Source organism: Psychrobacter sp. TB20-MNA-CIBAN-0197 (genome assembly GCF_040309765.1).
Lineage (GTDB): Bacteria > Pseudomonadota > Gammaproteobacteria > Pseudomonadales > Moraxellaceae > Psychrobacter > Psychrobacter submarinus.
On record NZ_JBEOPC010000015.1, the window covers coordinates 44,405 to 62,503 of the forward strand.

An 18,099-nucleotide genomic window follows, 5' to 3' on the forward strand; every position below is an offset into this window, starting at 1 on the left:
AAATCAATTCTTGAAGATAGTAAGCAGACACTTAAATCTATGCAATTTTTAACCAAACAATTTTCTGTAAACTCTTTGATGTTACTGTCAATGATGGTCTGCAAGCGTATCTTTTTCGATAGCTTTTTTCCTCGCTGAAGATTTCAGGTAAACCTGCTCAGCCACAGCAATCACTACAATAGTGACGACTGCTACGCCAAGTACGAATGGATCTGAGTTTAGTTTAATCCAGACAAAACCGCCGAGAACCAACAGGTCAAGAAGTATGGCCACTATAGGCACCCACATCACCGCCTTTATATCCTGACGAAGGTATCGCAAAACACCCCAATGAATGGCGATATCCATAATTAGATAGAAAACAATGCCAAGCGCTGCAATTCGTGATAAGTCAAATAACGTCGTAAAAGCTAAACCCAACACCACAGTATAGACCAACGTATGTTTTTGAACGCTTCCCGGCATTCCCAAATGACGATGAGGCACCAGCTTCATCTCAGTCAACATAGCAAGCATACGAGAGACTGCGAAGATGCTAGCAAGGAGGCCGCCAGCGGTAGCTACCATTGCGATTGCAACTGTGAACCATAGACCATAGTCGCCAAGTGCTGGGCGTGCGGCGGCAGCCAAGGAGTAATCTTTAGTTTCGATGATTTCGGCAAGAGATAGATTACTAGACACCGCGAAACCGACTAGAGTGTAAATAACTACGCATATTGCGATTGATATTACAATGGCACGGCCGACGTTGCGATGAGGATTTTTTACTTCCGAGCCACTGTTGGTAATCGTGGTAAAGCCTTTAAATGCCAGTATGCCTAGCGCCGTTGCGCCAAGAAAGTCACCAACAGTATTAGTGTCACCTAATGTAGAAGAATCAACTGCAAAGCTATCAGCTAGCCAGATACCAACCAACCCGAATATAAGAATACCGACAATTTTTATAATACCGATAACCGATGCAACCCCCTGAATCCAACGATTACCAAGTAAATTGATAAAGAACGCAGCAAGAATAAGCGCGGCGCCAAGGATGGATACCATGCGACCGCTGTCATCGCCACCGAATAACTGCATAGTGTATGACCCGAACGTCCGGGCCAAAAAGCTCTGCGCTATAACCATGGAGAAATACATCAGCATGGCATTAAATCCAGTCGGTAAACGATCTCCGTATGCCTGATGCAGGTACATTGCAACACCGCCAGCCGACGGGTAAGCGTTAGAGATTTTGATATAAGAATAGGCACTAAAAGAAACAACGATTGCGGCGGCTAGAAAAGCAAGTGGGAAAAGCGAACCCGTCATCTGAGCCATCTGACCGGTCAGAGCGAAAATACCAGCACCGATCATGACACCGGTACCTAGCATAACTGTTCCTGATAATGTCAAACTATCCTTCTGATAGCGAGTCGTTCTATCTTGTTTCATACTTATTCGACCTTAATCTATTTCTTCGTAGAACTTCAGTTTTACAGGTTATTTTTGAAGTAAGGAGTAGGTATAGTTAGAATTAAAAGACGCGATATAGTAAATAGTTTTTAAAGAAGAGCTTACTTATTGGTATCATAATATATTATTCCAACTCATCAATAAGTGCTTGCATCTCACCGATTTCACGCTTTTGTGCTTCGATAATGTCATCAGCAAGCTGACGTACACGTGGATCTTCGATATCAGCACGCGAACTGGTCAAAATAGCAATCGAGTGATGCGGTATCATCGCCTGCATCCAATCCACTTGATCGACCGTTTGTTGTGATCTAACGCCCCATAAACCAAAGGCAAATAGCACGACACTAATCCCATAAACCATTAGATTGACCTTAGTCTTTTTATACATATTGGTCATAAAGGCGAGCATAATAATAGCCATCATAGCGCCCATATATAACGCCATATAAGCTCTGGTTTCGCTAAAATAAACGTGATCCCATTGATAAGTATTAAAATACATCATGATAAACATCACCACTGTGGATGTTAAAATCATGATTGTGAACTTTACATAAGGGTTCATTTGCTTCTGTTTATTATCCATATGGTTATTCATATTCTTGTCCTTAATTTAGTAAAAAGGCACCTAAATAAAGAGGTGCCTTTTTTTAGAGCTAGTGTTATAAACTGTTGTTACTTACATGGTTAACACTAGAACCAAAACATCACACCAGCAGTCAGACTATTAGAATCAACGTCTTCGTCCTCTTGACGACGTAAGTCTCGCGCATCACCCAAGGCGCTCTTGTAGCTGAAACCAACATAAGGCGCGAGCTGACGACTGAATGTCTCATAAGCCAGCCTAACTTCAGCTTCAAACTCATTAAATCCTTTAGTAATACCGTTATCGGTATCATCTTTACTAAAGGCAGTCAGCTCCAGCTCTGGTCTGACCACCCAACGCTGATCTAAGCGCCACTCGTACGCTGTCCCAAGATCAAGCTGGACTTGACCATCAGTATATAGATAAGCTCTTGCGTCAGTCTCAACGAAGTACGGCGCCGTACCAACAATGCCTGCCATGATTGCGGACTTATCGTTTTCAGTATTATAAGCAATACCCGCTTCTCCATTCCAGAAGATACCGAGCGGCTTCCAATAAGCGAGTGAGGTTAAGCTATCAATTTCTTTATCATCGTTAGTTTGAGCACTACCTTCACTGCGTAGAGTGACACGATTACTATCAGTACCGTACCACGTATCAAACTCAAAATCGATTTGGTCATTCTCAAACTGATAGCCCAAAGTTTCTACTGACACACCCCATAACGGTAAGCTATCCATCATCACAGGCTTACCAAAGCGACCATAGGGAACACCGTTCGAGTAGTCAGGACTGCGAGCATCAGCTGGAGCTTTACCACCTTGCATACCTCCTGACATATCCATACTGCCATGGTCCATGCCTGACATATCCATGCCACTATGATCCATACCTGACATATCGCCCGACATATCCATGCCACTGTGATCCATATCTGACATGTCACCTGACATATCCATACCACTGTGATCCATATCCGACATATCGCCTGACATATCCATACCACTATGATCCATATCTGACATATCCATACCAGACATGTCCATGCTGCTGTGATCCATATCTGACATATCCATACCAGACATGTCCATACTGCCATGATCCATGTTCGACATCTCAGCAGCGTTTGCTAAAGGTGACATTAGTAGCATCAAAGATGACATGCCAATAAACGGTAGACCTACTTTATATATTTTCATAATAAGGCTCATATTCGAAGGTTTATTAAACAACGGCAACTTCTCTAAACATCCCTGCTTCCATGTGATAGAGCAAGTGGCAATGCCATGCCCATCTGCCAGCTTCTCCGGTGACATCAAAGCTTATCTTTTGTGCAGGCTGTACCATTATCGTATGCTTACGTACTTGAAACTCACCTGAAGGCATCCGCAGATCGCTCCACATACCATGCAAATGCATGGGATGATTCATCATGGTGTCATTGACTAAGGTAATACGCACGCGCTCACCCGGCTTAATATTGACCGGTGCGGCATCTTTGAACATAACCCCGTCTAGAGCCCAAATATAGCGCTCCATGTTTCCCGTCAGATGTATTTCAATCTCTCTGGTGGGTTTGCGCTGCTCTGCCATTATCTCATCGCCGACAGAGCGCAACTGACTATAATTCAAAACCTTTCTATCAATGTTACGTAGATTAATACCAGGGTCATCAAGGTTCATACGCGGACTATCAACGCGCATATCGGACTTAAAGTCATATTCTGTTTTGGCATGTTTAGCGTTATAGCCATTCGATCCCATGGCGCCCATCATGTCGGCCATCGTCAGCCATTCGATTTTGTCCATAGCAGGTATCGCAGGACGAGCACCTTTTTTGGTAGCAAGCGTTGTCGCAACATAGCCTGACCGATCTATGTTTTGAGCAAATATGGTATGCGCGTCTTTAGTGGGCGTCACGATGACATCATAAGTCTCGGCCACCCCAATACGGAAATCATCGATATCGACGGGACTGACATCAATCCCATCCGTCGCGACGACTTTCATTTTTAGGCCGGGGATGCGTACATCAAATATCGTCTGCGCTGAACCATTGATAAAGCGTAGTTTGACAGGCTGTCCAGCCTTGACAAGTTGCGTCCAGTTAGCCGCTGTCGTTTTACCATTCATAAGATAAGTAAACGTGGTCTCACCAGATAAATCAGTAAAATCAGTCGGCATCATGCGCATCTGGTTCCACACTTTACGTTTATCATAAGCCGCCTCAAGATCCGTAGCGGCAATATCGGACAATAGCTTTTTAAAGTCTGGCAGATGATAATTATCAAAGTCAGCACGCTGCTTAAGTAGTTTTAGCAGATTATGCGGATCGCGATGCGTCCAATCACTAAGCAGGATAACGTGATCTTCCTCGATAGGATAGCGTTCGCGCCCTTTAGGTTCAATCACAATAGCCCCGCGCATACCGGTCTGCTCTTGGAAGCCAGTATGCGAGTGATACCAATAAGTGCCTGACTGTGTCAGTTTAAATTTGTACGTGAAGGTGCTACCCGCAGGAATACCATCAAAGCTGATACCCGGTACGCCATCCATCTCAAACGGCACTAAGAGGCCATGCCAGTGAATAGAGGTCGACTCATTCAGCTGATTATGGACTCGAATGGTGACCGTATCGCCTTCTTGCATCTTAAGCGTTGGCGCAGGCAGTGAGTCATTTATCAGCGTTGCCATGCTTGACTTGCCGTTGACCGTTATCATCTTCTCACTGACATAAAGATCAAATTCATTACCCGTTAGTATAGGTACAATGTGATCGGCTCTATCACTATTGACTACGACATTTTGGCTTTTAGTTAAAGCACTATTAGCCATCGTCGGTAGTGTGGATAGCATCGACGCGCCGAGCAAGGTGGATGACCCTGTCAAAAAACGCCTGCGGTTAAATCTGTTTTTATTCATAATATTGACCTAAGTTAATCCATGAAATGAGAGTTGAACTTATATATCTGATAACTTATTAATAGAACTACATCTGCTGCGCTGGCGACTCAATAGCCGCATACACTTGAGTGCTGCCATCCTTGTTCAATTGCATGACTTTATAGGGCATAAATTTATCTTGATATTCCATGCCCGGACTACCAACTGGCATACTCGGTACCGCAAGACCGATGGAATCAGTTGGCGGATTGGCTAGAAACTGTGCCATGTATTTGGCAGGAACGTGACCTTCAAAAACATAACCATTAGTAGTGACGGTGGTATGACAAGAGCGCATTTGCTGCGGGACACCGTAACGCTCTTTAAATAAAGATAAATCTGTAACGTCTTGCGCAGTTGCGCTTAGACCATGACCTTCGGCATAGCCTACCCATTCTTTGCAGCAGCCACAATTAGCATCTTTGTAAACTGTAGCCGAGACGTTTTGTAGAATTGTCGACCCAGTACCTGAATTAGCACTGACAGACATCATTTGCGGTTGTGGTTGCTCTATTTGAGCACTTTTGGTGGCAAGCGTTGGCTCAGTTTGAGTAGAATTTGAAACACTAGTATCGGGCTGACTACAAGCCATTACTGTTGACGTTGCTACTAGTAAAAGAGCAGAAGCTGATACCTTTTTATGTCCATTGCCCATTATATTTATATAGCGTCTCATAACTTACTCCTAAGCGTCTGCTTATCTGTTGAACTTTCTAAAGATTTATACCCTATAACTAGTAGTATAGGCAAAGTTTAAATCCCAAAAGGCAGCACTATTTAACACTGCGCTTTTATAAAGGAATATGGAAGAATTAATGCTGCATTCCAGCTCCACCTTCTGACATATCCATCATGTCGCTATTCAGTGACATATCCATCATGTCATCATCCAGTCTAGTGGTTAGCATGGTATACTGATTCTCATTTAACTCAGGTAGTGATCTAATAAAAGCGACCATTGCCCACATTCTATCGTCGTCATGAGAAGCACCCCATGCTGGCATGCCTGATGCCATAATACCGTGCTTAATCGCCCAAAAACTTTGCTGAGCTCCTGCATCCGTTTTATAACGATCAACTACTTGCGCATTAGTGAAATTAGGTGGCTTAGGGTATAGGCTCTCACTAAAATCAGTGCTCTCTACCCCAGGAGACAAATGGCAGCCTGCGCACATATCTTTGTAATCGGCACCGCCTGAGCTAATCATCTCTACTTTTTCTAAATCTGGAACAATAATGTCCTTGCTAGCGTAGGCTATTGAACGGGTGCGAGCCGTCTCCAAGAAATTATAAACCAATGGACTATGTCCTTGATCAGCGCCAATATTAATGACACCACTCATAACCACAGTAAAGACACCAACAATAGCGACCACGACAGTGAAAAGTACTCCTAGTAAAAACTTCATGGGTTTATCCTATAATCCATTTTCTTTAATACCCTACTCTTAGCGTCTACAAATATTTCCTACAAACCCTTATTACTGATTGATGAAACTATCTAGCAGTAATAAAGGATTTATAAAATCAATGTTTAAGAGTCACTTTTATCTGTTACGCAGTGTTTTTGGTACATTTGCTTCATTTTACCCATGTTAGCCATCATCGCTTTCATGGCAGGATCGCTCATGTCCATCTTGCTATGATCCATTTTTCCCATCATATCCATATGCTTTTGCATTTTTTCACAGTTCATTTGATCTTTTTCAGCATGCATTTTAGGATCATGTGCTAGAGCTGAGGTTGAAACGACTAGAGCGACGGCAGTGGCTACGATTGCTTTAGGTAAAGACTTTGATTTAAAGAGTGACATGGTTAATCCTTAATTGATTTAGTTGAGGGTACATAAAGCTTTAGGATATTAATTCAGTCTAAAGCATAACCAGTCTAAAGCATAACTTATTGATTCTGACAGAGAGATGACAGCAAGATGACAATATTGTCATCTTGCTACTTTTATATTTTAATCCGGCACGTATTCATTTAGTATGGCATCAGCATTTCTATCACGATCGCTACCATATTTTTTTATAAAATACTTTTCAGACTGCAGATGTTGATCTTGATGCTGAACTTGGCAAGCGACTCGTGCATCAACATAGCTTTTCATTTGAGCATCAGACATCTGCGCGTTATTGTGATCTAGATTTCTGGCAAACGTAGTTAAGTTATCGCAATTATCGATAATTGAAGTGCTTAGATTGGTAGTATGCGCATTAGCTGCTGATATACCGATAAGCATCGAAGCGGATAGCAGCACCACTTTTTTGAATGAACGATAGCTTTTCATATAACATCCTTAATAAATTATTAAATATTGAAACTAATTACCTGTAGTAATAATTCATAGTAGCTACTCGTATCAAGAATGAGCCGCTATGTACTATAGGTATAGATTAACAAACGAAGACTGACCATTTGATGACGAGCGCATGACATCTTTGTCAGATACCAGTCCGTTTTGTCATTTATATTGATTTGGGTATTATAAAATCATAATTATATTGAAGGATTACTATGAAAGTACTACTAGTAGAAGATGAATTAAAACTCGGCGAATATGTAAAAAAAGGCTTAAGTGAAGCAGGCTTCATTGTTGATCATCAGCTGACAGGTTTAGATGGCTACCATGCTATGATGACTGAAGAGTTTAGCGTGATACTCATGGATGTTATGCTGCCTGATGTTAGCGGTTTTGAGCTAGTACGTAATTACCGAGCGGCTGGCAAGCATACGCCAGTGTTATTTCTAACCGCAAAAGATGATTTAGATGACAAAATCAAGGGGATTGAGATTGGCGGTGATGATTATCTGACCAAACCTTTTGCCTTTGCAGAGTTAATAGTCAGGATAAAAAGCTTATTACGACGCGCCAATCAAGCCGACTATAAAAGTACGCTCATGCAAATAGCGGATCTCAAAATGGACATTGCCAAGCGCACTGTACATAGAGGAGACACGCCCATTAAACTAACCGCAAAAGAGTTCTCCCTATTACAGTTTCTATTAGAGCGCCGCGGTGAAGTATTACCACGCTCAATCATTGCTTCACAAGTATGGGATATGAACTTTGATAACGATACTAATGTGATTGATGTGGCAATAAGACGTCTGCGTATAAAAATAGACGATGAGTTTGATACCAAGCTAATTCATACTGTGCGTGGCATGGGCTACCGATTAGATGCTGTCGACGTTTCAGCTAGTAATAAAGCTGCCAGCGAAACGGAAGATAGCCAATATGATAAATAGATTGGACAATCGACGCTTACCCTTACTATGGCGAACTGTGTTTTTATTGACGATATTTGTCGTTTTATCGCAGTTGATAGTCTATATCTGGGTACAGCACTCTGTTAAAGGCCATTTTGAGCAAATGGATGCTGAAATCATTACCCACGCAGCCTTTAATCTACGTAAGCGCGTAACAGAGGCGGATAACCAAATAGCCTCTCAGACACTACCTAAGCCTCAAAGTCCATCAAACACTCAACAACCGCTAAGCTCGAAAGCTTCTTCAAATCTACTTCCTACAATAGCCACAGAAAATGATGATCACCTGCATTCATCAGCGCTAGATTACGATCTAAAAACTATCATTGCTGATAAAGAGGGGCGATTGCTATCTAGTACTCCCAAAAACTTTGCTAATGAATTAAGTGCCGACTTTAACCTATTATCATTACAGCAAAATCATGATGACAGACAGTTTGTAATAAATATTAAAGACAGACGTTATCGAGCTATGGTTATTGGAGACGATGACATGCTTGCCCTTATCGCCTTACCCATTGACGTGCATCATCAGTATTTATTACAGTTTAACCGTCAACTTAGTCTGATCCTATTTGCCATCACACTACTGTTGGTTTCAATAGCAGCCTTAAGCGTGTATTGGGGTTTTGCCCCTTTATCCACTATCGTGCAAAGGATGAAAGGTATTCATCCTGAAAGATTGAGCGAAAGAGTAATAGTTAGTGATATGCCATTAGAGCTAAGACCTTTAGCAGAATCCTATAACTCGATGATGGCTAAGCTTGAAAGCAATTTTGAGTCGTTGTCGCGATTTTCAGACAATATCGCGCATGAGCTACGCACGCCAATAGCGACGCTGATTACGCAAACGCAAGTCATGTTAAATAAGCCTAGAGAGGAAGAGGAATATGTCGAACAATTACATCAGCAACATGACACCTTAGAGCAATTATCGGCGATGATTAACAACATGCTACTGCTAGCAAAAACCCAAAAAGGACTGAGTGATTCGCAAGTGACTACTGTAGATACTGAGGTCCTAATCAATAAGCTGTTAGATTACTTTGAAATGATTGCCGAGGATCGTAAAATAACTTTTGTAAAATTAGGAGATTTTAAGGCAGTATTAGGCGATGAAGGTTTATTACAAAGGCTATTTGCTAATCTGCTATCAAACGCGATCTACTACGCCGCTAGTAATAGCGTCGTCACAATATCAGCCACTGTCAACACTCCAAATACTTCCGTTAATAATTATAAGATGCTTGAAGACGATCAAAGTAACACTCAAACCGCGAAGCAATCTTGGCTAGAGATAACTTTTACTAACCTTCTAGAAAAACCTCTAAACCAAAGCGAAGCAGATCGATTGTTTGAGCGCTTTTATCGTCATGATAAAACTAGCCAGCACCATTCAGGATCAGGTTTGGGTTTATCTATCGTTCAGGCTATTGCTAATGCTCATAAAGGGACGGTCAATATCACTAACAAAGATGAGTATTGTTTTGAAGTTACTGTAGGATTATTGATTGCTAAGTAGCATACACCTCAATATCCTAGTGTTCAAAATATTAATAATATGTAGACCTACTATAGGTCTATTTTATTTTGATAAGTCGAAAGGCTCTGAATGCTATTATTCATATAGTGTATAAGGCTAGATTATGAAGTCTAATTTTCTTAGGTGATGTTGTTGATATGGGGGTTTGTTCCAGACAAGGCACAAAGCGACGATAATGCAGATGCCTTAGCGAGATTTGTAACGCAGTATGGGGCAATTTTAGCATCAGCCCTCACGACAACAACAGGGACAGGACTCTTTTTTGCCGCTTCATCGTTAAAAATAAGCGCTTAGAATGACTAAACTTATTATTTTTAACATCGAATCGCCTAAAAAATAGTCGCTGTCAGTGCCATGGTCGAATGTTCAACACGCCCTATATTTTTTTAAAATTGAGGACAAATCTATGAAAGCCGTATCGTATGTTATCAATAACCATGATGATTTTAAAAATTCATTGGTAGATATTGAAAAAGCGAAGCCTACGCTTAAAGAGCGTGATGTACTAGTAAAAGTTCAGACAATCTCTGTGAATCCAGTGGATACCAAAGTGAGAAAAAATTCGTCTGAAGCAGACGATCGTATTTTAGGTTGGGATGCCGTTGGGGAAATTATTGAAATTGGCTCAAAAGTTACCTCGTTTAAAGTAGGAGACTCTGTTTGGTATGCTGGCGATTTAACCCGAGATGGTAGTAATGCTGAGTATCAAGCAGTCGATGAACGAATTATCAGTCTTAAACCAACTACCGTATCTAATGCAGAAGCAGCAGCATTGCCATTAACTGCAATAACGGCATGGGAAATGCTGTTTGATCGGCTTCAAATTTCAGAAACCGAAGTTGGCAGTATTTTAATTATTGGTGGTGCAGGCGGTGTAGGATCAATCGCTATCCAACTCCTAAAAGCAAAAACAAATCTGACCGTTATAGCAACAGCATCACGTGAAGAAACGAAATCTTGGGTGGAATCATTGGGTGCCGACCATGTCATTGATCATAGCAAAGATTTAAATGCACAAATCGAGACACTAGGCATTGCAAAACCAAAATACGTATTCTCTACCAATCATACAGAAACCTATATCAAGCAAATAGTTTCTCTGATTGCACCACAAGGCAAGCTTGGATTGATCGATGATCCACAAACATTTGATATTATGCCGTTTAAGACTAAATCTATTTCTATCCATTGGGAGTTGATGTTCACACGTTCAATGTATGAAACCGATGATATTGAAAAGCAAGGTGATCTATTGCAACAGGTTGCCCAATTAGTTGACCAGCAAAAAATTAGAAGTACCCTCAACCAAAATCTAGGCAACATTAACGCTGCAAACTTGGAGAAGGCGCATAAGTTGCTTGAATCAGGCAAGTCAAAAGGCAAAATTGTACTAGAAAATTTCTAGAGCGTGTCCCTAATTCAAGCGTTTATGACTAAATGGGCTAAAAATGGCTAAATCTTTGGCAAACGGTGTCAAATAGCTGACCAATATCTTGATATTACCTGCGCTATTTTTCTTGTTTGCCTTTAATTTATCTCATTTTTATCATCATTTTTAAAATAGGGACAAGCCCTAAAACAAATTCAAGGTGAAATAATGACTATTTCAATAATTGCGAACTTTAAGGCAAAATCAGATCAAAAAGAGACGTTAGAAGCGCTTTTAAAAAGTGTAATAGAGCCTACGCTTCAAGAAGAAGGATGAACCGCCCCCGGTAGTGTTCAAAATTCTGTCGCAACAATGCGACCCTTATAACCTAGTGCTTTCATAGTTTTTTTAACCTTACGCATACCCCATAATTTGATAAAGGCTTTCTTTTGACCCTGTAGTAGATCATCTAAGTTATCACCGACATGGTGAGTATTGGTAAACGTGATTAGATACACTGCACCACCTTGAGTCGTCCAGTTGTCCATACCTGTACTTAATTCTTGTCTTCTACCCTCACTAATTTAGGCTGAACATACAGGGCACACCCAAACAGAAACACAGCGTTGAACATTACTAAAATGAGCCTTTTCTCTTTTCTCGTTATATCTAACATCAATCCCACTGTCGTTTGAAATGCGATACCGTAGGCAACCCCTGACCCTTTCAGTGGGTAATAATCGAATTGACTCATTTTGTAACTCGTACTTTTCGGCTCGTTTTAGGGCATCCCTCTGTAGCCCTTTATCTTCAGGCGTGGCCTGCAATTTCTTATATATACCGAGAGATTAAACAACGAGAACAGACAAATGGCGAACATCAACGCACAGCAGAACGATTTACTCACCAAGTTATTAGGGAAGTCCAAAATGAGATAAACCCACAGCAGAGCAAGGGCATGGAACGCTAACGTCTCTTTATGACATTTTGCTCAGGGTTTTCATTAAAAAACAAGATTGTGCTTTAATTCGTAACTAGCTATAATCATTAGACTTTCTATAATACAAGGCAATAAATATGCAAGCACATTGGTTATTTTTGGCAGGGGCAATTTTGAGCGAAGTTTTTGCATCCTCAATGTTAAAATTGAGTGAGGGTTTTTCTAAGCCTTTGCCAACTGTTGGGGTTGCAGTTGGGTTTATCGTGTCATTTTATTGCTTATCATTGGCACTTAAAACTTTGCCGTTAGGTACGGGATATGCTATTTGGGCAGGGGTCGGATTGGTTTTGACATCTTTGGTTAGCATCATGTTTTTTGGTCAAAAAGCCGATTTAATGGGAGTTATTAGTATTGGATTAATTTTGCTAGGCGTGATTTTACTTAATACCATGTCGCATATGTCAGGGCATTGAAATCAATAAAAAAAACAACCGCCAAGCATGGCGGTTGTTATGTGTAGAACAATGCGACTTCAAGTGTGAACCGCCCCGACTATATCGGAGTCTGGTTTACTTGAGTCAGGCAGCTTTGTCTGACTCACTAAGACTATCATAGTATCGTCTCTCAAACTCAAAGGGCGACACATAACCAATTTTACTATGCAAACGGGTTTTGTTAAACCAATCGACCCATTCAAGGGTTGCCAGTTCAACATCGTTCCCACCAGTCCAGTTTTGCTTTAAATAATGAATCACCTCGGTTTTATACAGCCCGTTAACCTTTTCAGCCAACGCATTGTCGTATGAATCACCTTTGGTACCAACAGAGGCAATGACGCCAGAATCCGTCATCCTAGAAGTATAGCGAATGGATAAGTACTGAGTCCCGCGATCACTATGATGAATGATATCTTTGGGATGGTTTCTATCTGCTATTGCTTGATTTAATGCCGCCATTACCATATCAGTATTCATACGATTAGAGACTTTCCAGCCCACAATAGCGCGGGCAAACACATCAATGATAAAAGCGGTATAGACCCAGCCACTCGTTGTCTTGATATAAGTAAAGTCTGCAACCCACAACTGGTTAGGGCGATGGGCCGTGAAATCACGGTTGACTAAATCATCAGCGCGTTTTTGGTCATCACGGCTGTTGTTGGTAATCTTGCCTTTGCCACGCCAGACGCCTTGCAGACCATGCTGTCTCATTAATCGCTCAACCGTGCAGCGTGCGATATGGATACCATCCGCTCTCATCTGCTGCCAGACTTTACGCGCACCGTAACGGCATTTACTGTCCTGTCAAATACGTTTCATCTCACTGATATAATAGTCGTCATGCTGACTACGCTGTGAACGTTTTTCAGGCGTTTCTCCTAGCTCTTTAGCCCGCTAATAGATAGGTTTGTCTGCGTCCACCGATACTACTGCTGACATATAAAAGGGAAACCAGCTCGATGCTGGCATAACGGACAAGCCATGCTGCGCCAATAGGATCTGAGATGGGGGTATTCATTATGAGTGGCTCAATCGATTATAGATAAGCTATTTTGCGTAAAAACAATTATGAATGCAATATAATGATTATAATGAGGCATTATTGCATTAAAACGATTTTCGTATGACATTGCGATTCCTTTAAATCAAGACCAAAGATCACGTTGAGTCGATATTTAAAACACCTCAGCTATTAACCTGCTTTAAGACACGATAAACGGTAGCTACGCCAACACCAACCGCCTTAGCGATCTCTTCTTTTATCATATTGTTTTGACTGGCCAATGCTTTAATACGATTGTGTTTTGCGGTATTGGCTTTCTTACCAGTGGGTTTATAGCCACTGTTGGCCAATCCTTGTTTAATGCGCTCTCTACGCTTGTCATTATCAAGCTTTGCCATGGTCGCTAATAAATCGATCAGCATATCGTTAATCACTTTTAGAATCTCACCTGTCATACCGTCACTCATCGTATGTGTGGTTGGTAGTCAGCCACCACCAATCGTAAGCCCTTGTCTTTAATACGCTGCTTTAGAATCGCAAAATCATCTTGAGATAGCCTGCTTAACCTATCCACGCTTTCAACCAATAAAATATCGCCTTGCTCGGCGTCCTTTAGCAACTTAGCTAATACTGGTCTATCGAGCTTTGTACCACTGAAGTGCTCAACGTAATCAACATAGCTATCACCATAGCGGCTACTGAAGGCAACCAAATCTATTAATGCTCTAGTAGCGTCTTGGTCCTTAGTGCTGGCTCTCACATAAATACGAACGGACATAATGCCCCTCTATTACTTAGACTTAATAATTGATGTTCATTGATAATAGCAAGATATTACTATCATTTAATATCAAAAAAAGTCAAATGATAGATAGGTTATCGTTTAGAGGTTTTATGTTTTGGGTATAGTGCAATGGGAAGATAGAACTAAGACAATTAAAGAGCTGATTAAAGAACTCCAAAGTTTTGGGGATCAAAACTTGATTGTTATGATAACTAATGATGAAGGTGAAACATTTAACTCGGTAAAGTTGGTTAGCAAAGGGTTTGTAGCTAATAAAGATGATCCTGATAAATATAAGAAAGTTTATTTTGCTTTACACTTCTAAGCTTTAAGACCATCTAAGACAGTTAGTTAGTTTTTTTAATCCCTAAACCCATGAAAATCGGTTGGGGGATGATTTTTTTGCCGTGTGCAGAGAAAAGCAAGTCAAAGATTTTTTTACTAGCTGCTTTAGCGATAACCATTATTTAAGACAATCTCGTTAAAGCAGCTATGACCTAACCTTTAAATGTTAAAAGTAAAGGGTAAATTTGAAAAATTAAGGAGTTAAAATGACTTTACGACATTCTTCTTCACGCTTTTCGAAAATTTCATAACCTTTAGCAGCGTCAGACAAATTCATACGGTGAGTAATAATAGCTTCAGGTGATAAATCACCATTTTCAATATACTCTAATAACTGTGGTAAATACTTGTGTACATGGGTTTGGCCCATTTTGAAAGTAAGCCCTTTATCAAAAGCGTCACCAAATAAGAAACCATGAATGGGTCCTGCATACACACCAGGAACACTAACGACCCCGCCACGACGCACAGCTGCAATACATTGACGTAAAGCTGCACCACTTGACCCTTCAATTTTCAAATTGGTCATTATTGTTTCTAGCATACTGCCTTTGGCTTCAAAGCCAATCGCATCAATAACGCCGTCAACGCCGCGATGTCCTTTGGTCTGTTCAATGATGAATTCAGCAGCATCTACCTTATCGAAATTAACCGGAATAGCCCCGTACGTATCTTTGGCATACTGCAAACGGTAGTCATTATGATCTACCACGAAGATCTGCTCAGCGCCTAACATTTTGGCACAAGCTGCTGATAACAACCCCACAGGACCCGCACCATAAATAGCTACGGTTGAACCTTTAGTAATATTGGCATTAGTCACGGCCTGCCAAGCAGTTGGTAAAATATCTGATAAAAATAAAACCTTCTCATCTGACAGTGAGCCATTTACTTTGAACGGATTAAAATTACCTTTAGGAACCCGTACAAATTCTGCTTGTCCACCAGGAATCCCACCATATAAATGGCTAAAACCAAATAAAGCAGCCGGTGGCGGAATTATTTTTTTATTAATAGCAGCGCCTGGGCCTGTATTTGTAGTCTCACAAGCGGACATTAGGTCATGCTGACAGAAAAAGCAGTTACCACATGCAATAACAAAAGGAATAACAACTCTATCGCCTTTTTTAACAGCAGTGACTTCAGAGCCTACTTCTTCAACCACACCCATAAACTCATGACCGAAGATATCGCCTTCCTCGGTTGCAGGCATTTTGCCACGATATAAGTGTAAATCTGAACCACAAATTGCAGTTGCAGTCACACGTAAAATAACATCATCTTTTTCTTGCAGTTTAGGCTCTGGGACATTGTCCACTCGCACATCTTTAGCACCGTGGTAAGTTAAAGCACGCATAATTTCTCCAGTTAAGTAAAGCTTGCAAAATCTCGATAAACAATAATCTGTGATAATACAAGATGAAAGTTATTAGAATTAATGGTTTATGTTATCTAAGTTAAGTATTACTCAATTATATTAGCACCTTGAAAAAAAAGATTTATAATCAACGTGTGTTAAAAAGGTTGCGTGTTGTAAGTAAAAAATTGTAGTGGTCAACTAGGGTGTGTTGACATATATAGAATAATCGATAATCATAGTGTTATGACTAGATTAACCCTAAGTGATGCCCAGTGGGCAAAGATAGCACCGTATTGTTCAGGTAAAGAGACCGATGTTGGTAGAACAGCGGTAAATAATCGACTATTTATCGAAGCTGTTCTATGGATTGTCCGAACAGGTAGTCCGTGGCGAGACTTACCCCCTGAATTTGGTAACTGGAACAGTGTTTATAAGCGCTACCGTCGATGGGTAAAAAGCGATAGATTCAGTAAGCTATTTAATGCTCTGAATGACTCAGATTTAGAGTATGCCATGATTGATGGCACTATTGTTAAGGTACATCGTCATGGACAAGGCGCAAAAGGGGGGCTTGTCATCAGGCAATTGGCAAATCAAGAGGCGGTATGACCACTAAAATCATGGCAATGGTTGATGCATTAGGCAACCTTGTTGATTTTACTTTATTGAAAGGACAACAGCATGACATGGCTGGCGTTAAACCTTTAATTAAAGACAAAGAGTTTGGTGCACTGCTTGCCGATAGAGCCTTTGACACGGATTGGCTACTGCTAGACTTAGAAGAGCGTGGTAGCAAAGCGGTCATACCCCCTAAACGCTCTCGTTTAAAGCAACGAGATTTCGATAAAGAAATGTACAAGTGGCGTCACTTAATCGAGAACTTCTTCTGTAAGCTGAAAGATTTCAAGAAAATTGCCATGCGTGCTGAAAAAACGGATGAGTCGTTTGCTGCTAATATCTATTTAGCAGCGACGATTATCCATTTACGGTAATTGTCAACACACCCTAATTTAGGACACTAATAAAATTCAAACATACATCGCCATTCCTTATAACCCTGAGTCGAGAACGGATAATAATTATAAGCGTTGGGGCAACTTTTATGACCGCCAAGATCTTGTAGTGGCATAATTAAATCGGACCATGTTTAAGAGGTTATACTACCCCAAAGAGGATAATTAGTATGACTACCAAACGCCAAAAATACACCCGAGAATTCAAGTTAAAAGCCATTAGCTTAGTCGTTGAGCACAAACGCAAAGTTGCTGAGGTTTCCCAGTCGCTAGGCATTGGTACTTCCACCTTAGACAATAGGTTGACGCGCTACCTAGCGTCTAAGTTTATGAAAGGCATGGGACTAATGAGCTGTCAGCTCAAGACGCATAAATACCAGCAAGCTGATCAAGAACACAAAGCCCATGACAATCTCTTAGATCGCAACTTTAGCCCAGAAGCGCCTAATCAAGAGTGGACAGGTGATGTAACCTATGTCCGTATCAAAGGTGGCTTTAGTTATCTAGCCGTTGTTTGAGATTTGTATGCCCAGCGTGTGGTCGGCTTTTCTATGCCAGACTCACCTGACAGTGCTCTGACCGCTAAAGCGCTGCAGATAGCGTATCAAACCAGACTTAAACCTAGTGGCGTCCTGTTTCATTCCGATCAAGGTACCCATTACACCAGCAAGAAGTTTGCTGATTCAGTCGCTGGTTGTGACGGTATGATACAAAGTATGAGCCGTCGTGGTAATTGTTGGGACAATGCCCCAACTGAAAGGTTCCTCAGGAGTTTTAAAACGGAGTGGATGCCAAAGAGCGGTTACGAGGATATGGATGCAGCATCGGCCGCCATTATTGATTATATCTGGGGCTACTATCAAACCGTGAGACCGCACCGTTTCAATGATTATTTATCACCAGCAAATGATTATTTATCACCAGCAGAAAAAGAGAGACGTTACTTTAACCAAAATCTCTTATCAGCTGTCCTAAATTAGTTGAC

The 18,099-nt window shown here is 41.0% G+C and carries 19 protein-coding genes and 3 pseudogenes; 9 read left to right on the forward strand and 13 right to left on the reverse strand.

The genetic code is table 11. The features are described 5' to 3' along the window. Window positions 1-87 precede the first annotated feature (87 nt). The 8 genes from AAEY83_RS06410 to AAEY83_RS06445 all read right to left on the reverse strand — a co-directional run bounded on the left by AAEY83_RS06410 (window position 88) and on the right by AAEY83_RS06445 (window position 7,274). Window positions 88-1,431, reverse strand: coding sequence for an APC family permease (locus AAEY83_RS06410; protein WP_037059147.1), 1,344 nt, complete (start codon window positions 1,429-1,431; stop codon window positions 88-90). A gap of 145 nt (window positions 1,432-1,576) precedes the next feature. Beyond that, the gene (locus AAEY83_RS06415; protein ID WP_037059145.1) at window positions 1,577-2,053 is read right to left on the reverse strand and encodes a DUF305 domain-containing protein; all 477 of its coding nucleotides are present in this window, start codon (window positions 2,051-2,053) and stop codon (window positions 1,577-1,579) included. A gap of 95 nt (window positions 2,054-2,148) precedes the next feature. Beyond that, the gene (locus AAEY83_RS06420; protein ID WP_025645681.1) at window positions 2,149-3,240 is read right to left on the reverse strand and encodes a copper resistance protein B; all 1,092 of its coding nucleotides are present in this window, start codon (window positions 3,238-3,240) and stop codon (window positions 2,149-2,151) included. 25 nt (window positions 3,241-3,265) lie between these two features. Then, on the reverse strand, window positions 3,266-4,963 hold the full coding sequence (locus AAEY83_RS06425; RefSeq protein WP_025645679.1) for a copper resistance system multicopper oxidase: 1,698 nt from the start codon (window positions 4,961-4,963) through the stop codon (window positions 3,266-3,268). Between the two features lie 67 nt (window positions 4,964-5,030). Next, the gene (locus AAEY83_RS06430; RefSeq protein WP_025645678.1) at window positions 5,031-5,660 is read right to left on the reverse strand and encodes a DUF411 domain-containing protein; all 630 of its coding nucleotides are present in this window, start codon (window positions 5,658-5,660) and stop codon (window positions 5,031-5,033) included. A gap of 136 nt (window positions 5,661-5,796) precedes the next feature. After that, entirely contained in the window at window positions 5,797-6,393 is a 597-nt protein-coding gene (locus tag AAEY83_RS06435) for a c-type cytochrome (protein ID WP_025645677.1), read from the reverse strand. Between the two features lie 125 nt (window positions 6,394-6,518). Further along, window positions 6,519-6,797 (reverse strand): hypothetical protein, encoded by a 279-nt coding sequence (locus AAEY83_RS06440; protein WP_025645676.1) that lies wholly within the window; start codon window positions 6,795-6,797, stop codon window positions 6,519-6,521. Between the two features lie 150 nt (window positions 6,798-6,947). Beyond that, complete coding sequence (locus AAEY83_RS06445; RefSeq protein ID WP_025645674.1) at window positions 6,948-7,274, reverse strand: hypothetical protein; 327 nt, start codon at window positions 7,272-7,274, stop codon at window positions 6,948-6,950. Window positions 7,275-7,501: 227 nt separating this feature from the next. Here AAEY83_RS06445 and AAEY83_RS06450 point away from each other — a divergent pair, with 227 nt between their 5' ends. The 4 genes and pseudogenes from AAEY83_RS06450 to AAEY83_RS06465 form a co-directional block, all read left to right on the forward strand. Beyond that, window positions 7,502-8,236 (forward strand): heavy metal response regulator transcription factor, encoded by a 735-nt coding sequence (locus AAEY83_RS06450; RefSeq protein ID WP_025645672.1) that lies wholly within the window; start codon window positions 7,502-7,504, stop codon window positions 8,234-8,236. Continuing rightward, window positions 8,226-9,779, forward strand: coding sequence for an ATP-binding protein (locus tag AAEY83_RS06455; protein ID WP_025645671.1), 1,554 nt, complete (start codon window positions 8,226-8,228; stop codon window positions 9,777-9,779). The genes AAEY83_RS06450 and AAEY83_RS06455 overlap by 11 nt, the downstream gene beginning before the upstream one ends. 427 nt (window positions 9,780-10,206) lie before the next feature. After that, a complete protein-coding gene (locus tag AAEY83_RS06460) occupies window positions 10,207-11,205 on the forward strand; it encodes a zinc-binding alcohol dehydrogenase family protein (RefSeq protein WP_025645670.1) in 999 nt (332 codons plus the stop codon). Between the two features lie 192 nt (window positions 11,206-11,397). Beyond that, window positions 11,398-11,502: pseudogene (locus AAEY83_RS06465) on the forward strand (putative quinol monooxygenase); the annotation flags it as partial. A gap of 20 nt (window positions 11,503-11,522) precedes the next feature. On the opposite strand, the gene AAEY83_RS06470 reads toward AAEY83_RS06465, so the two are convergent. Then, window positions 11,523-11,717, reverse strand: a complete 195-nt coding sequence (locus AAEY83_RS06470) for a hypothetical protein (RefSeq protein WP_025645669.1) — start codon at window positions 11,715-11,717, stop codon at window positions 11,523-11,525. Between the two features lie 529 nt (window positions 11,718-12,246). Between AAEY83_RS06470 and AAEY83_RS06475 the strand changes: the two genes are divergently transcribed. Continuing rightward, window positions 12,247-12,582 (forward strand): DMT family transporter, encoded by a 336-nt coding sequence (locus AAEY83_RS06475; protein ID WP_025645667.1) that lies wholly within the window; start codon window positions 12,247-12,249, stop codon window positions 12,580-12,582. Between the two features lie 105 nt (window positions 12,583-12,687). Here AAEY83_RS06475 and AAEY83_RS06480 read toward each other — a convergent pair. The 3 genes and pseudogenes from AAEY83_RS06480 to AAEY83_RS06490 all read right to left on the reverse strand — a co-directional run. Beyond that, window positions 12,688-13,503 (reverse strand): annotated as a pseudogene (locus AAEY83_RS06480) (IS3 family transposase); the annotation flags it as partial. After that, window positions 13,496-13,627, reverse strand: coding sequence for a hypothetical protein (locus tag AAEY83_RS06485; protein WP_264673169.1), 132 nt, complete (start codon window positions 13,625-13,627; stop codon window positions 13,496-13,498). The gene AAEY83_RS06485 and the pseudogene AAEY83_RS06480, both read right to left, overlap by 8 nt. Window positions 13,628-13,794: 167 nt before the next feature. Next, window positions 13,795-14,390 (reverse strand): annotated as a pseudogene (locus tag AAEY83_RS06490) (recombinase family protein). A gap of 130 nt (window positions 14,391-14,520) precedes the next feature. Here AAEY83_RS06490 and AAEY83_RS06495 point away from each other — a divergent pair. Then, complete coding sequence (locus AAEY83_RS06495; protein ID WP_156923965.1) at window positions 14,521-14,721, forward strand: hypothetical protein; 201 nt, start codon at window positions 14,521-14,523, stop codon at window positions 14,719-14,721. 213 nt (window positions 14,722-14,934) lie between these two features. Here the strand turns inward: AAEY83_RS06495 and AAEY83_RS06500 are convergent, their stop codons facing one another. Beyond that, window positions 14,935-16,098 (reverse strand): zinc-dependent alcohol dehydrogenase, encoded by a 1,164-nt coding sequence (locus tag AAEY83_RS06500; protein ID WP_025645663.1) that lies wholly within the window; start codon window positions 16,096-16,098, stop codon window positions 14,935-14,937. A 246-nt stretch (window positions 16,099-16,344) separates the two neighbouring features. Between AAEY83_RS06500 and AAEY83_RS06505 the strand changes: the two genes are divergently transcribed. The 3 genes from AAEY83_RS06505 (at window position 16,345) to AAEY83_RS06515 (ending at window position 18,094) form a co-directional block, all read left to right on the forward strand. Next, a protein-coding gene (locus AAEY83_RS06505; protein WP_156923961.1) for an IS5 family transposase occupies window positions 16,345-17,093 on the forward strand; the annotation gives its coding sequence in 2 pieces (ribosomal slippage) (window positions 16,345-16,675 and window positions 16,675-17,093; 750 coding nt in all). 191 nt (window positions 17,094-17,284) lie between these two features. Further along, complete coding sequence (locus tag AAEY83_RS06510) at window positions 17,285-17,632, forward strand: transposase (RefSeq protein ID WP_084212630.1); 348 nt, start codon at window positions 17,285-17,287, stop codon at window positions 17,630-17,632. A gap of 3 nt (window positions 17,633-17,635) precedes the next feature. Further along, window positions 17,636-18,094 carry an integrase core domain-containing protein gene (locus AAEY83_RS06515; RefSeq protein ID WP_084212629.1) on the forward strand — a complete coding sequence of 153 codons (459 nt, stop codon included), beginning with the start codon at window positions 17,636-17,638 and terminating at the stop codon, window positions 18,092-18,094. Window positions 18,095-18,099: the final 5 nt, after the last annotated feature.